This window comes from Halobacillus sp., from assembly GCF_049282395.1.
Classification (GTDB): Bacteria; Bacillota; Bacilli; order Bacillales; family Halobacillaceae; genus Halobacillus.
On sequence record NZ_JBAPTY010000095.1, the window covers coordinates 1 to 14,658 of the forward strand.

General features: G+C 41.1%; 12 protein-coding genes and 1 pseudogene. 9 read left to right on the forward strand and 4 right to left on the reverse strand.

The features are described 5' to 3' along the window. Positions 1-116 precede the first annotated feature (116 nt). From WAM07_RS04610 to WAM07_RS04620, 3 genes are all read left to right on the forward strand, one after another. On the forward strand, positions 117-326 hold the full coding sequence (locus tag WAM07_RS04610; protein ID WP_014644330.1) for a YkvS family protein: 210 nt from the start codon (positions 117-119) through the stop codon (positions 324-326). A 96-nt stretch (positions 327-422) separates the two neighbouring features. Then, the gene (locus tag WAM07_RS04615; RefSeq protein ID WP_422165176.1) at positions 423-926 is read left to right on the forward strand and encodes a hypothetical protein; all 504 of its coding nucleotides are present in this window, start codon (positions 423-425) and stop codon (positions 924-926) included. Positions 927-1,069: 143 nt separating this feature from the next. Then, positions 1,070-1,333, forward strand: coding sequence for a hypothetical protein (locus WAM07_RS04620; protein WP_041601400.1), 264 nt, complete (start codon positions 1,070-1,072; stop codon positions 1,331-1,333). A 123-nt stretch (positions 1,334-1,456) separates the two neighbouring features. Here the strand turns inward: WAM07_RS04620 and WAM07_RS04625 are convergent, their stop codons facing one another. Next, positions 1,457-2,494, reverse strand: coding sequence for an LCP family protein (locus WAM07_RS04625; protein ID WP_422165178.1), 1,038 nt, complete (start codon positions 2,492-2,494; stop codon positions 1,457-1,459). A gap of 241 nt (positions 2,495-2,735) precedes the next feature. Between WAM07_RS04625 and WAM07_RS04630 the strand changes: the two genes are divergently transcribed. Further along, complete coding sequence (locus tag WAM07_RS04630; RefSeq protein ID WP_422165180.1) at positions 2,736-6,020, forward strand: FN3 associated domain-containing protein; 3,285 nt, start codon at positions 2,736-2,738, stop codon at positions 6,018-6,020. Positions 6,021-6,060: 40 nt separating this feature from the next. Here the strand turns inward: WAM07_RS04630 and WAM07_RS04635 are convergent, their stop codons facing one another. Then, complete coding sequence (locus WAM07_RS04635; RefSeq protein ID WP_422165182.1) at positions 6,061-7,521, reverse strand: APC family permease; 1,461 nt, start codon at positions 7,519-7,521, stop codon at positions 6,061-6,063. Between the two features lie 537 nt (positions 7,522-8,058). Here WAM07_RS04635 and WAM07_RS04640 point away from each other — a divergent pair. Next, positions 8,059-9,105, forward strand: coding sequence for a glycosyltransferase family 4 protein (locus tag WAM07_RS04640; protein WP_422165183.1), 1,047 nt, complete (start codon positions 8,059-8,061; stop codon positions 9,103-9,105). Positions 9,106-9,249: 144 nt separating this feature from the next. Here WAM07_RS04640 and WAM07_RS04645 read toward each other — a convergent pair whose 3' ends face one another. Beyond that, entirely contained in the window at positions 9,250-10,269 is a 1,020-nt protein-coding gene (locus WAM07_RS04645; protein ID WP_422165184.1) for an LCP family protein, read from the reverse strand. 8 nt (positions 10,270-10,277) lie between these two features. Then, complete coding sequence (locus WAM07_RS04650; protein WP_422165186.1) at positions 10,278-10,928, reverse strand: YigZ family protein; 651 nt, start codon at positions 10,926-10,928, stop codon at positions 10,278-10,280. Between the two features lie 171 nt (positions 10,929-11,099). Here WAM07_RS04650 and WAM07_RS04655 point away from each other — a divergent pair, with 171 nt between their 5' ends. The 4 genes and pseudogenes from WAM07_RS04655 to WAM07_RS04670 form a co-directional block, all read left to right on the forward strand. Next, entirely contained in the window at positions 11,100-12,239 is a 1,140-nt protein-coding gene (locus tag WAM07_RS04655) for a sensor histidine kinase (protein ID WP_422165187.1), read from the forward strand. Positions 12,240-12,424: 185 nt separating this feature from the next. Continuing rightward, positions 12,425-13,102, forward strand: a complete 678-nt coding sequence (locus tag WAM07_RS04660; RefSeq protein WP_014644321.1) for a response regulator — start codon at positions 12,425-12,427, stop codon at positions 13,100-13,102. Positions 13,103-13,355: 253 nt separating this feature from the next. Continuing rightward, on the forward strand, positions 13,356-14,201 hold the full coding sequence (locus tag WAM07_RS04665) for a DegV family protein (protein ID WP_422165188.1): 846 nt from the start codon (positions 13,356-13,358) through the stop codon (positions 14,199-14,201). A gap of 59 nt (positions 14,202-14,260) precedes the next feature. Further along, positions 14,261-14,658 (forward strand): annotated as a pseudogene (locus WAM07_RS04670) (DNA/RNA helicase); the annotation flags it as partial.

Sequence of the window (14,658 nt, forward strand, 5' to 3'; positions counted from 1 at the left end):
ACTTGTAATTATTTGTCGAATAAAGTAACATATTCTGTAAAAGTTTTTATTTGAATTGTTTGTCAACTTTATGTAAAATCGATTCAATAAAAAAAGATAGAGAAAGGGTAGAGATTATGATACAACCTGATGATAAGATCGCGACACCCGGCCAAGTAGTCAGTTTTGAAAGAAACGATATTACTTTCACGGGAAAAGTGATTCCTAGTCAATGCCAGCGCTCTGTAATTGTGGATCTAACGATTATGGACAATTTAGATGAAATTGATTTTGAATATGATAGAACGGTTGTAGCTCATACCAACTATCGTATTATAGAAGAATAAAAATATAATCAGCCCTCTTCTGCCTTAAAGCGCAGGAGAGGGTTTTTCTGTGCTATAATCTTTAAGAGAAATTAGAGTGGAGGAAATGGATTCAATATGAAAAAAATTCTTTTGCTTTTCATGGTAGTTATAATAGCAATAGGCGGATATTTTACATATGTGTTCTTCATTAAGTCTCATGATACAGCTGATGAGGAAGTTGATCAGTTAGCGGATGAAGCATACGAAATTATCCTGCCAGATGATAGTGCTGAAGGACAAATGAATCCTGCTGAACGAATTGCATCCTATGAAACTTCATATGAACAGCTCATTAATGAAGCAGAAAGAAGAATGGATGAAATCGTTACAGAAGCTCAAAAAGAGTATGTGACTAAAAAGCAGAATGGTGAAGACATTTCCTTCAGTTATTTTTTCGGCAAATATAATTCAGCAGCCGATCGTCTGGAAACGAGTACAGATGAGGGTTTTCAAACAATTCATAAAAGTGTCAAAGCAGACATTGGTACCGAAAAAGCGAAGGACTTAAAGGAAGAATATAAACAGACGAAAAAACAGTGGCGTGCGAATCTCTTAGCTGAAGTAAAGGAATCCTTCTGAGAAAAAAATCGAATTTTGTAGTTCTCGTGTCTTATTTTACCTATAAAGACTTTTCAAATTCTAGAAATTTTATTATATTATGCATACAGGGATAGGGTGATGTGCTAAACACTTCTTATAGAACACAGAGAGGGTGAAGTGGATTGGCACAATTATCAAAACTATATTTAGACAGAGAAGAATTACACATTTTAGGCCGTTATTGTGTACGGATTGATCGAACGATTGTGGTCGAGCCTTCCCGTCAGTTAACGGAAGATACATTTCAACGCATTATGGTGTCGAAACCTACGATTAGTAAAATCAGCATTCAGAATGAGGATGTTGTGCCCCTGATCGAGTATGATGGTCCATACACCTTCGAAAGAGTCTATGGCGTGCTCGTTTTTAAGCCCACGGGCTCTTAGTACGTTTATGTTTTAAGAAAAGGATCTCCAGTGAGGAGATCCTTTTTTATATAATAGGAATAGTATAATAAAATCAGAAGCCCCGTTCGATGGCCGAACGGGGCGTTGATTACCATATTACACTCAGTCAGAAGATGATTCCTCCTGAGCTACTGAACTTGAAGCACCAGGCAGATCAAGTTCCTGCTTCAACTTGGTTTCTACATCCTTTAAGCTTTTTTCATTCGGAACAAAATAATAGAGTCCATTTTCGAGGCGTTTGTTTTCACCTTCGATCGTAAATGATTTTACGTCCGAATCTTCGGAAGAAAAGGCTTTCTGTAATGCATAAATCTCTCGGGGCGATAGATTCGTAGTAATGTTCTTTCCGATAACATCCGCAATTTCACCAGCTTTAAAAATGGTGCCCGCAGAGATCGCTTCGTCAATTGCAGCTTGGATAAATTGGCGCTGGCGTTCTTCTCTCGGGTAAGTAAGGGCTGCTTCTCTTTTCCTCATTCTAACAAAAGCTAAAGCCTCTTCGCCGTTCATCGCTGTCGGCCCTTCTTCAAACTCAATCTTTTTATTGTAATTCTGGCTGCTTCGTTCCCAGAAGCCCTCTTTTACATCTACGGTTACTCCGTTTAGTAAATTCACGACTTTAATGAATCCTTCAAAGTTAACGGTAGCAAATTTATCTATAGGAATGTCGAGATAGTTTTCCACGGTTTCTACAGCAAGTTTTTCAGATCCATAACCTGAAATTTCTCCGATTGAGTAGGTGGCATTTAACTTATGCTCTCCTGAATACTTCTCGCCGACTTTTTCTTCCGGGAGCGTAATTTCTGTATCTCTTGGAAGACTGGTCATGGTAATCTGATTTGTTTTCGGGTCCAGCGTCATCACAATTTGTGTGTCCGCCCGGCCTGCTGAACCGTCTGTTGAATAATCCTCTACCCCCATTAAGAGTATAGAAATTGGATCATCTCCAATGTTTACAGCTTCCTCTCGAAGATCAGATTTTTCACCTCTATCTAAAGCCTGAAAAGATGCTGTATAGACCTGCGACACGTAATAAAACGTGCCTCCGGCAAGAACGGCCAGCATCAAAAGGAATACACTTATGCGCCTGATTTTCTTCTTTCTTTTTCTCTTGCGAATACGAACTTTTCTGGAATTCATCGAACACACCTCATTCTTCTAACCTCTCAAATTTATATTTTATCATATATGAAAACACCCCAAAGGCACACTTCTATCGTCCGACAATGTGTAAATTATTTGTCATAATTAGTTATTTTATCCTAATACATTGGAATTAATTATCTAATTTTACAAAATTACAACATATTTTGGAGGCTGGATATTTTATACTGGAAGAGTATTGGCCAACACGGCATAAATTACCAGGGAGGCGTTATCAGTGAAAAAAGTAGTTGCTGGATGTTTAGTAACGGTACTGACGTTAAGTTCTACAGCGATTCCGATGTCAGATGTTAAGGCAGCGGAAGCACCTGCAGACTTGTTTATTTCTGAATATGTGGAAGGATCAAGTTATAATAAAGCGCTTGAACTTTATAATGGCACAGGAAGTGCTATTGATTTATCGGGTTATACACTAGAACGCTATTCCAATGGGGCTCTCGAGGTTTCTGAGGAACAGGAGCTCGAAGGGACATTATCTAGTGGAGAAACGTTCGTCATCGCTTATAGTCAAGCAGCACAAGATATTTTAGACAGGGCAGACTTAATAGATGGAATTGTGAATTTCAACGGAAACGATCCGCTCGTATTGAAAAAAGACGGAGAAATTGTCGATTCATTTGGGCAAGTTGGTAATGGTAGCGATTTTGCTAAAGACGTCACACTGGTTAGAAAAGCTTCTATAACCTCTGGGGACACAGATCCAACGGACAGTTACGACGTTTCAGCCGAGTGGGACAGCTATGCTGCCGATACATTTGATTACCTTGGCTCCTACGAGGTAAAAGATGTTCCAGACACTCCCGTAGAGACTGTATCTATTGCTGAGGCTCGTCAAAGTGAAAAGGGTTCCACTGTAAGTGTACAGGGAATTGCTACGGCAGCCTTTGAAGCTGGCGGACAGACGAACTTATACATACAAGACGAGTCAGCAGGCATCATTGTTCGAGCTCCCGGAATTACCGCACAGGTTGGTGATCAGGTTACAGCTTCAGGAGAACTAGGTGATTATTATGGAATGGAGCAAATTCAAACCTCTTCAGCCGCTGTCGAAGTTACAGAAGAGGGCGCGGGTGTTCCTGAACCTGAGAAAGTAACGGCACCTCAATTTTCTGATGATCAAGGAGAAGCCATTGAAGGCGAATACGTAGAAGTGAATAATGTAGAAATCACCGATGTGAATGAAGATGGAGATTTTATAGCGCAAGATGCTGAAGGAACTTTCATGATCGCCCCGGCTGATGAGAGTCTTCTTAAGGTTGGTGAGACCTACGAGCAGGTTAAGGGTGTCGTGAATTATAGCTACAATAATTACAAGCTGGTTCCTCGTTCAAAATCTGATATCGTGCAAGAAGCCTTCGCTGTTACAGCAAATAAAGAATCCGGTTCTGTAATTACAGGAACAGAAATTACTCTTAGCGCCGCTGAGCCAGGTGTGACGATTCATTATACCATGGATGGAAGTGAGCCTACAGCTGAAAGTAAAGAATACACAGAACCGATCACGATTACGGAGGATACTACGATCAAAGCTGCAGCTGTCCGTGAAAATGGAGAAGTGAGCGAGGTTTCTACGTTTTCTTATACGGCACTAAAAGCGGCTGACTCCCTTGAAATCCACGATATACAGGCAGCTTCTCATACTTCTCCTTATGAAGGCGAAGTCGTGAAAAATGTGGAAGGTGTAGTAACGAAGCTTGATGGAAGCAATGGATTTTACATGCAAAGTCTTAATCCAGATGAAGACATAGCTACGTCGGAAGGGATTTACGTTTACAAGCGTTCTTCTAATGTTTCTGTTGGTGATGTCGTAACGGCGAACGGAGAAGTTACGGAGTGGCGGGAAGATGGATATTCAGATGCAAACGATCTGCTGACGACTCAGATTAGTGCTTCCACTGTCAATGTAAAATCTACTGGGGCAGATATTCCAGATCCTGTAGTAATTGGAGAAGATCGTGAACAGCCTACAGAAATTATTGAAAACGATGGTTTAGAATCATTCGATCCGGCAGAAGACGGCATTGATTTCTATGAGAGCCTGGAAGGTATGTTAATTGAACTTCCAGATGCAAAAGTATCCGGTCCGGTTAAATATGATGAGCTTCCAGTGTATGTAGAAGCGAGCGAAGATCAATTGTTTACCCGTGCAGAGGGATTGCTTATTTCCCCAGACGACTACAATCCCGAACGTGTGCTGATCGATGTTGACGGAATAGATATTAACGCGAAAACAGGTGATTATTTTGATGAGTCTATCACCGGAGTAGTTAATTACGACTATAGCAACTACAAGATCCGTCCAACTGGAGAATTCCCGGAAATTAAAGACGGGGGCACAGAACGGGAAACTGCGGATTTGAAAGCTCTTAAGAAAAAAATGACTGTTGCGAGCTACAACGTTGAGAACTTCTCTGCAGACACTTCTCCTGAAAAAGTTGAAAAGATTGCGGAATCTATTATTCAAAATCTAAATACGCCTGATGTTGTAGGTTTAATTGAAGTTCAAGACAATAACGGTCCGACTGATGATGGGACGGTAGAAGCGAATGAAAGTTACCAGAAATTAATTGATGCAATCGCAGAAGCGGGTGGACCGAAGTATGAGTTCACAGACATTGCTCCCCTCGATAAAACGGACGGCGGGCAGCCGGGAGGAAACATACGCGTTGGATTCATTTACAACCCAGATCGCGTGACGCTGACCGACAAGCCAGATGGGGATGCGGTAACCGGCGTAGATGTGAACGAAGATGGTCTGACCTTGAACCCGGGCCGTGTTGATCCAACGAATGATGCCTTTTACGGTTCTCGCAAACCATTAGCGGCTGAATTCGAATTTAATGGAGAAAAAGTGGTCGTGGTAGCCAATCATTTCAATTCCAAAGGTGGAGATGATGGCCTGTTTGGCGCTGATCAGCCAGTCGAGCTGGGCAGTGAAGAGCAGCGAATCCAGCAAGCCACTGTAATCAACAACTTTGTTCAAAAAGTTGAAAGTGAGATGGATGATTCGAATGTCGTCGTCCTAGGGGATTTAAATGACTTTCAGTTCTCCGCTCCGATAAATACACTGGAAGGTGACATTTTAACCAACATGATCGAATCTCTTCCGACAGAAGAGCAGTATACCTATATTTATCAAGGAAATTCTCAAGTGCTCGACCACATTCTTGTGAGCAACAATCTTGCCAAGCAGACGAAAATACAGACGGTAAATATTAACTCTGACTTCTCAGAAGCTGATGGCCGTGCGAGTGACCACGATCCGGTACTAGCTCAAATCATGATTAAAAATAACGGCAAGAAGGATAAAGGCGAAGATCAAGGTAAAGGAAATGAAGATAAGGAAGATAAAAAAGATAAGGGCAAAGGCGATAAAGATCATAAAGACAAAGACAATGAAGGTAAGAAAGACAAAGAACAGGAAAAAGAAGATAAGTATACATGGGTTAAAAGCTGGATCTATAGTGTTTGGAACAAATACTTCAGCAACTATTTTAACTAAATAAAAAAAGCAATCCCCGGGATCTCCTGGGGATTGCTTTTTAAATTTCTTCTTTTTCGATAATCAGATAATTCATTTCTTTTTCTTCAATTTGGTTATATCGTTTGTAGTTAAAGATATAGAAAACAATTCCGATTACGATCCAAATACCTAGGGCAATATAAGATTCTTTGCCCAGAGATGCTGGAGACCATGGTAGAAGTAGTAACGCAAGGAATCCAATGGAGCTGAGCATTCCGATCAAGGAAAGGAACTTCCTGCCGGGGGACACTACGTCCGTATTGTTTTTAGCAGGGTGGTTCGAAGACCACCGATAAAATTTATAAGCGGTTGCTGTACAGAAAAAGTAAGCAATGGCTACTCCTGTAGAAGACATATCCACTACCCATAATAAAGCCTGGCGTCCAAACCAAGGAGCAATCAGGCAAATGGCCATTGTGAATAAAATACCTACATAAGGCGTGTGATACTTAGAGTGAAGTTTACGGAACGCATTTGGTAATATGCGAGCGCGGCCCATGGCGAAAGTGAGACGGCTTGATGAAATATAAAAGCCGTTTAATCCTGTAAATATACCCATGGAAACAGCAATAGCGATAATCAATACTCCAGCTCGTCCAAGATAACTTTCAATGGCGTCACCTGTTCCCCATACCGATTGTTCTGCATTTATCTGAGCAAGTAAATCCTGCCAGGGCATAGTACTTGCGGTGATCAGGATCATGGCACTGTAGGCCAGCCCAGCAGCGAGTAAAGACCAGATAATTAAACCAAACGCTTTTTTGGGTTTAAAATCAAATTCTTCGGCTGCCTGAGGTATATTATCGAAACCAACATAAGCAAAGGGGGCAAGCGCTAAAATCGTCAGAATCGAAGCAATTGCTGTCTGGTCCGGCTTGAAGGCTGGTGTAATGTTGCTGAGTGATGGACCATCTGTAAATATAGCTCCAAGACCTAACAATGTAATTCCTAGAATTAATATCATACTAAAGACAAATTGTGTTCTTCCAGAAAAACTGGCACCTCTGATATTTAAAATAGCAAATAAAATAAGGGCGATACTCGCAATTGCGATTTGAATGATGGACACTTCGTAACCAGCGACAACATACAGATTGCCTGTTCGTACGAAATCTGGAAACAGAAATTTAGCAAGCAGAGCGAGCGCAGAAGCATTCAGAGCAACGATACATAAGTATCCAAGTGTTAAGAACCACCCTGCTAAGAAGGCAAATGTCCTGCCAAATCCAATGTAAGCATATGCAAACTCTCCGCCTGTCACTGGAAATTTTTCTATTAAGAAACCATAACTTACTCCTATAATCATCATAAGAACAGCGCCAAGCAGAATTCCGAGCACAACTCCTATTGGACCTGCCTGCCCGATCCAGTCTGTCGGCAGTACAAAAGCTCCCCATCCTATAGCGGAGCCAAATGCAATTGCCCAAACCCAATGAGGTTTTAAGGATCTTTCTAATTTTTTTCTTTCATGTGTGGCCATGTTGTAAGAAATCCTCCTAGTAAAATTGACATGCGTTACCTATTTTATGAATTCTTGAAGCACACTGCAAGGTAAAGCTGTACCTAACCATGTATTTACTTTCGAGGAGCGGCTTAAACCCTATTTTATATAGAGAAGTAGGAAAGATGAATTATTTTTGTATAAGACACCCAGTTGCATATCATTCTATTCGAAATGCTATTGGGCTCCTGGTTACAAATAAAGTAAGAAAGATTTATAAATATTTTACAAATGAAGATGCAAGGGAATTTACTGTATCAAAGGATATAAAGACCGGGGTGAAGGGAAATTAAAGATTAAATTCTTTTGTCAGAAAAAGCTTTTTCGTGTTTGAAAATGTTAGGAATAGGCTAACAAATATTTAAAGAAATATGTATATCTGATTTACGGTTCTTGTGCTATAATCATCTAGAATTATTATGAGATAACAGTCAGTCATTTATTCAAAAAATATGGAAAAATTATTTCAGCTTATGTTGTTTGGGAGAGGACATACTAAACCTGAGGAGGGTCTTTATGGAGTATAAGGCCTTGTTATTCTGTTTTATTGCTTCGTTACTAATAACACCTATTGTTAAAAAAATTGCTGTTGCTATTGGAGCGACTGATCAGCCGAACCATAGAAAAGTCCATAAAGTGGTTATGCCCAGACTGGGTGGACTGGCTATTTATTTAAGCTTTGCAGGAGGACTATTGTTCTTTTTCCCCGAAAGTCGTTATACCTGGCCGGTGTTTATTGGTGCCAGTATCATCATCGCGACCGGTGTTCTGGATGATCTAAAGGAGCTTTCCGCAAAAGTGAAGCTTGGGGGACAAATTGTAGCCGCTATTGTGGTGGTTATGGGAGGTGTACAAGTCGAGTACATTAACCTCCCGTTCGGTGGTGAAATGGAATTTGGATATTTAAGCATTCCGATCACCATATTATGGATTGTAGGAATAACCAATGCGATTAACTTGATCGACGGGCTCGATGGCCTGGCCGCAGGGGTTTCAGCAATTGCTTTACTGACGATCTCAGGTATGGCCATAACCATGGGAAATGTGTTTGTCGTTTTTGCAGGATTTATGATGTTAGGAAGTACAATTGGTTTTCTTTTCTACAATTTCTATCCAGCCAAAATTTTCATGGGGGATACAGGGGCGTTGTTCCTCGGTTTTATGATCAGTGTTCTCTCACTTTTAGGCTTTAAAAACGTAACTCTATTCTCTTTCATTATTCCAGTCATTATTCTCGGTGTACCCATTTCTGACACGCTGTTTGCCATTGTCCGCAGAGTGATTCAACGAAAGCCATTGTCGGCCCCTGATAAATCACACCTTCATCACTGTTTGATTAATTTGGGCTACAGTCACCCAGAAACGGTCCTCATGATTTATGCTGTTAGTGCCCTGTTTAGTCTGGCAGCTGTTATCTTTTCCCAGGCAACAATGTTTGGAGCTATGTTTGTAATGGCAGCCCTTATTCTGATGATTGAATTAATCGTCGAGATGACCGGGTTAATTGGGAAAGATTATAAACCGATCCTTAATATGATTCGTGATTACCGTACACGTAGGTAGTTAGGAAGCTCTACGGAGAAGGAACTCCTTCTCCGTAGAGCTATTTTATTAGCAATTCATAATTTTCGACAGTAACTGAATATTTCCCAGGAAATGTTCAGTCAAAAGACAGCAAAAAACCTGCTTTATCGATAAAGCAGGTTTTTACATAGAATTATCTTCATCTTCGTTTTCTTCAGCGAAGGTATTGGAGTTTTTATCTTTTTGGGAAGGTAGATTCAAGTGAGATTGCAGCTGATCTTTCGCAGTGACCAGGCTTTCTTCGTTCACCTGGTAATACCAGACTCCGTCCACTTTTCCACCTTCACCATTCAACTGCATCTTATCAAAGGTCAACCCTTGTTTATCAAGGAAATAGTCCTTAAAGGAAATCATTTCTTCGAATGTTAAATTCGTTTTCAAATTGTCGTTAATGGAGTTGAGAATATCACCGAAGTTATTAAGTGAACTTGTCGTCATTGTTTGTCGTGCAATTTCCTGAATTAATTCCATTTGTCGCTGCCCGCGTGCCAGATCGCTGTCATATTTTCTTGTTCTGGCAAGAGCCAGGGCTTCCTCTCCATTCAACTCTTGATAACCTTCTTCCAATTGAATGGCTCCATCTTTGTCGACACTATTTTGTTCAGTAATATCAAATGGGACATCATACGTGATACCACCGATGGAGTTAACAACTTCAATAAATGAATTAAAATTGAGTCTCACATAATAATCTACAGGAATGTCAAACATTCTTTCAACGGTTTGAACTGTTGCATCGATTCCACCAAAGGCATGAGCATGGGTGATTTTATCTTTATAGCCGATTTCGGGAATGTACGTGTAAGAGTCCCTCGGAATACTTACCATTTTTATCGATTTGTTATTATCATTAAAAGTTGCAAGGACGAGCGCATCCGACAAAGCATTACGATTGCCGCCGGAAGATCTTTTCTTACTGTCATCAATTCCCACGAACAATACGGAAATGTCATCGTACTCGGGGTTTACTTCGCTTTGCCTCTTTTCGGATTTCTCTCCTCGGTCGAGTTCCTGGTGGGACTCCGTTGCCGTCTGCTTGACTTTATCCGTTAAATAAATGGCATAGCCAGCAGCGGTACCAATGCTGATTAACAGAATAAAGACCACTATGCTTAGGGCGATCTTCAATTTTTTGCGGTTCATAAACGGGGTCAAGCTCCTTCGCTAGGTTTGGCATCAAATTCTACATAAGATGAATCTCCTCGGGTTAGTTGAGCTTGATTACTGGTTAAATTAGTTATCCAGCTTTCAAAAGCTTCTTCCTGCCCGCTTTCTACATATATTATTAATTCCACATTTTCCATGTAATTAATCGTTTCAAGCGTATAGGAAGAGTTGCGTACTTCATTTTCTACTTTTCCAAGCAGGTGATAAGCTACGCTCACGTGCATAGATTTCATAAGCTGTCGCCTGACAATTCCTGTTTTTTCAATTGCTTGAGAAACAGTACCGGAATATGCGCGAATTAATCCGCCTGCCCCGAGTTTCGTACCCCCGAAGTAGCGCGTGACCACGACAGCCGTATCTTTTAATCCTTTTCGCTTTAATACTTCTAGCATAGGAACACCGGCGGTACCACTTGGTTCCCCGTCATCGTTTGCTTTTTGAATTAAATCGTGTTCGCCAATCATATAAGCTGAGCAGTTGTGGTTCGCATCATTATGTTTCTTCTTAATCTCCTGAATAAACGATTGGGCTTCTTCTTCCGTTTCACAGCGTCGCACGTATCCAATGAAACGGGATTTTTGTATGGTCACTTCTTCAGATCCATTCGGCTTTACGGTATAATAATTTTCTAACATAATATGTTAAACCTCCTAAAGACTTAATTATATAGGCGGGGACATGATTCAGCAAATAGCATGTTGTTTTATCAAAAAGAGAAAAATAAAAGTAACTTTTAATTAAACACCCCCATAAAACGGCTTAGGCCTAACGAATGAGTGTGTGTGAATATTGATGGAGGGACAATGATGAGCGAAAAGAAATTTGGGGATAAAGCACTTGACCATATCATTCATGAAATGGTGGATACGGTCACCAATAGTAAAGATGAAATTTTTCAGATTGGTGAAGAATCCCGAAATGAATATGAAAAACTGGATAAAGAGCTGAAGGAAACGAAACGAGAAGTTTGCTCTCTTATAGACGAGGGAGACAAACTGGAGCAGAAAGTACGTTTCTCCCGTATGCGCTTGTCAGAAGTGAGTAAACAATTCCAAAAATATTCAGAAGATGAAATTCGTAAAGTGTACGAACAAACGCACGGGTTACAAATGGACTTATCGATGAAACGCGAGAAGGAAAAGCAGCTGCGCAATCGTCGTGATGATTTAGAAAGGCGCCTGAGGAACTTGGATGAAACGATTGGACGTGCCGAAGCGCTGGGAGGAAAAATATCTGTCGTGCTGAACTATTTGACTGAAGATTTTAAGCATGTGACCGATGCGTTGGAAGATGCAAAGGAAAAGCAGCAATTCGGTCTTCAGATTATTGAAGCCCAAGAAGAGGAACGGCGGCGGTTATCCAGAGAAATTCATGATGGGCCTGCCCAGATGCTTGCGAATGTGATGCTTCGTTCAGACCTTGTGGACCGGATTTACCGGGAAAGAGGCGTAGAGGAAGCTATGAAAGAAATGAGAAGTGTTCGAACTATGGTTCGTTCCGCACTTTACGAAGTCCGTCGTATCATATATGATCTCCGTCCCATGGCGCTTGACGATTTAGGGATAATTCCGACGCTGAAAAAGTATTTAGCTACGGTAGAGGATTATAATGATCTGGAAATTTCATTTACGTTATTCGGTGAAGAACGCCGCTTTGAATCTAAATTTGAAGTTGCGTTATTCCGGTTGATTCAGGAAGCGGTTCAGAATGCTGTCAAGCATGCGAGTGCTTCCTTAATCCAGGTAAAGACGGAATTGCAAGCCGGTTCGGCCATGATCATCGTAAAAGATGATGGAAAAGGTTTTGATCCTAAATCTAAGAAAGATAAATCATTTGGCTTAGTCGGCATGCGTGAGCGCGTGGATATGCTGGATGGGGATCTAACCATCGATTCAAGCCCCGGAGAGGGGACCATTGTCACGATTCATATTCCAATAAATAGTTAATTACAGGAATAACTATGTAAAATGGCGTGAATCGTTTATAATAGAGATTAGGATTAGGGTACAACGATATACAGGTAATTAGAGACAAAAAGAGACAAAAAGAGACAAAAAAAGATTACAAAGACCTATAGGATAGGGATGCTGAAAAAATCCAGTGGATGTAAAGGAAATAGGAGGAAAAGATCATGACGACACGAATAGTCCTGATTGATGACCATAAATTATTCCGTGAAGGTGTAAAGAGAATTTTAGACTTTGAAACAAGCTTTGAAGTTGTAGCAGAGGGTGACGATGGCAGTTCAGCTCTCCAGTTGATTGATGATTATATGCCGGATGTGGTCCTGATGGATATTAACATGCCAAGCATGAATGGGGTCGAAGCTACGGCGGAAATTACCAAGAAATATCCAGACTTAAAGGTCATTATTTTATCTATTCATGATGATGAAAACTACGTAACCCATGCACTTAAAACAGGGGCACAAGGGTATTTGCTAAAAGAAATGGATTCAGATGCGCTTATTGAAGCAATTAAAGTGGTTGGGGAAGGCGGATCTTATCTGCATCCAAAAGTGACCCACAATCTGGTCGCAGAATATCGTCGTCTCTCCGAAAATAAAGGCAGCAGTGCTTACCGTACGATTGAATACCGCAAGCCGCTCCATCTGCTTACCCGTCGTGAATGTGAAGTGCTACAGCTACTGGCCGATGGAAACAGCAATCGTGGAGTTGCCGAATCCCTTTATATCAGTGAAAAAACCGTGAAAAACCATGTGAGCAATATCTTGCAGAAGATGAACGTTAATGATCGTACTCAAGCGGTTGTAACAGCAATTAAAAATGGCTGGGTTGAGGTTATTTAATCGCATTATCAATATTAAAGCTGCTGGCTCAGGCCGGCAGCTTTTTTAAAAATATAAAATGGTAAAAACAGGGGCCTCAGGTCATCCAGAATCTGGATGACCTGAGGCTGTTTTTACCAGGTTACCTATCAGCTTATTTCTACTTTATTGGTGCAATTGAGTGGGGGTTCATGTAAAATAATAGATAAATACTTTCACATAGTAAGAGACATATAAAGCTAGAAAATACACAGTGGACAAGGAGTTGGATCACATGAAAACAGCGGTTCTTACAGATAGTACGGCTTATCTTAAGAGAGATACGCGCAGAGCCAACGACATACATATGATACCGTTAAACGTTATTTTTGGTCACGAATCCTATCAGGAAGAAATAGATATAAACGCTGATGACTTCTACGACATGGTGAAAGAAGGTGGTGAGCTGCCGAAAACTTCGCAGCCTTCCACCGGTTTAATGACTAAAAAACTGGAAGAGCTGGCCCGCGATTACGACGCCGTGTTAGCTATTCATCTTTCAAGCGGCATCAGCGGCACTTTTCAAGGAATGATAGCAGCTGGTGATATGGTGGAAGGGATTGACGTTCATGTATTTGACTCTGAAATAAGTTGTCTTATGCAGGGTTTTTATGCTCTTGAAGCTGCCGAGCTTGCTAGTAATGGAGAGACACCTGAGCAAATTCTTAACCGCCTTGAGGTTATGAAGGAGTCAATGAAAGCGTACTTTATGGTGGATGATCTTACGCATTTACACCGTGGTGGCCGTTTGAACGGAGCTCAGGCGTTTGTAGGCAGTCTGCTGCAAGTAAAGCCTGTCCTCCATTTTGTAGATACAAAAATTGTTCCTTTTGAAAAAATTCGCACCAGAAAGAAAGCTCTTAAGCGCATCTTAACCTTGTTTGAAGAGTCTATTGAAGAAGGCGGAATGTATAAAGCCTGTATTATTCATGCTAATCGGTTGGATGAAGCTAAACAGATTAAGCAGGAAATTGAACAGCAGTTTGAAAATGTAGAGATCGAAGTCAGCTATTTTGGTCCAGTAATCGGCACGCATCTTGGTGAGGGGGCAGTCGGACTTGGATGGTACCGTCAAGCCTGAAGTAGAGCCTGTTTGTGAGACTCAAGCAGGCTCTACTTTTATATTAGGAAGGTGAAAGAATGCTGCAAACTCTGCGTACTTATTTTTCTGCTGATTTTGATTGGCTCCCCGATCTAGTAACGCCTCACTACTACCCTCAACTTGCCGGTAAACTCCTGCTGCATTATGAAATCCCTCTTGATGAACAGAATCTTATATCTGCTCTATCCCAAAACGTACTAATAAAAGTTCCTGGTCTGGAGCACCACTTCTGGGGCTTCCGCTGCCGGCGGTGCGGGAATAAGGAACAGCACCTATTCGCTGAGATCCCTCATGCTGCCTGCGGGAAAGCCTGTGTTTACTGCCGATGCTGTATTCAAATGGGACGAGTTATGGAATGTGAGCCTTTGTATTTCGGCAGTCCAAATGTGGCATGGCCCCGGTTTGAAAATCCATGCGCGTGGAAAGGAGAATTAAC

Excerpts from the sequence above, each read along its gene's own strand:
- WAM07_RS04610 (WP_014644330.1), top strand. The coding sequence starts at position 117 with ATGATACAACCTGATGATAAGATCGCGACACCCGGCCAAGTAGTCAGT.
- WAM07_RS04615 (WP_422165176.1), top strand. The coding sequence starts at position 423 with ATGAAAAAAATTCTTTTGCTTTTCATGGTAGTTATAATAGCAATAGGC.
- WAM07_RS04625 (WP_422165178.1), bottom strand. The coding sequence starts at position 2,494 with ATGAATTCCAGAAAAGTTCGTATTCGCAAGAGAAAAAGAAAGAAGAAA.
- WAM07_RS04635 (WP_422165182.1), bottom strand. The coding sequence starts at position 7,521 with ATGGCCACACATGAAAGAAAAAAATTAGAAAGATCCTTAAAACCTCAT.
- WAM07_RS04640 (WP_422165183.1), top strand. The coding sequence starts at position 8,059 with ATGGAGTATAAGGCCTTGTTATTCTGTTTTATTGCTTCGTTACTAATA.
- WAM07_RS04645 (WP_422165184.1), bottom strand. The coding sequence starts at position 10,269 with ATGAACCGCAAAAAATTGAAGATCGCCCTAAGCATAGTGGTCTTTATT.
- WAM07_RS04650 (WP_422165186.1), bottom strand. The coding sequence starts at position 10,928 with ATGTTAGAAAATTATTATACCGTAAAGCCGAATGGATCTGAAGAAGTG.
- WAM07_RS04655 (WP_422165187.1), top strand. The coding sequence starts at position 11,100 with ATGAGCGAAAAGAAATTTGGGGATAAAGCACTTGACCATATCATTCAT.
- WAM07_RS04660 (WP_014644321.1), top strand. The coding sequence starts at position 12,425 with ATGACGACACGAATAGTCCTGATTGATGACCATAAATTATTCCGTGAA.
- WAM07_RS04665 (WP_422165188.1), top strand. The coding sequence starts at position 13,356 with ATGAAAACAGCGGTTCTTACAGATAGTACGGCTTATCTTAAGAGAGAT.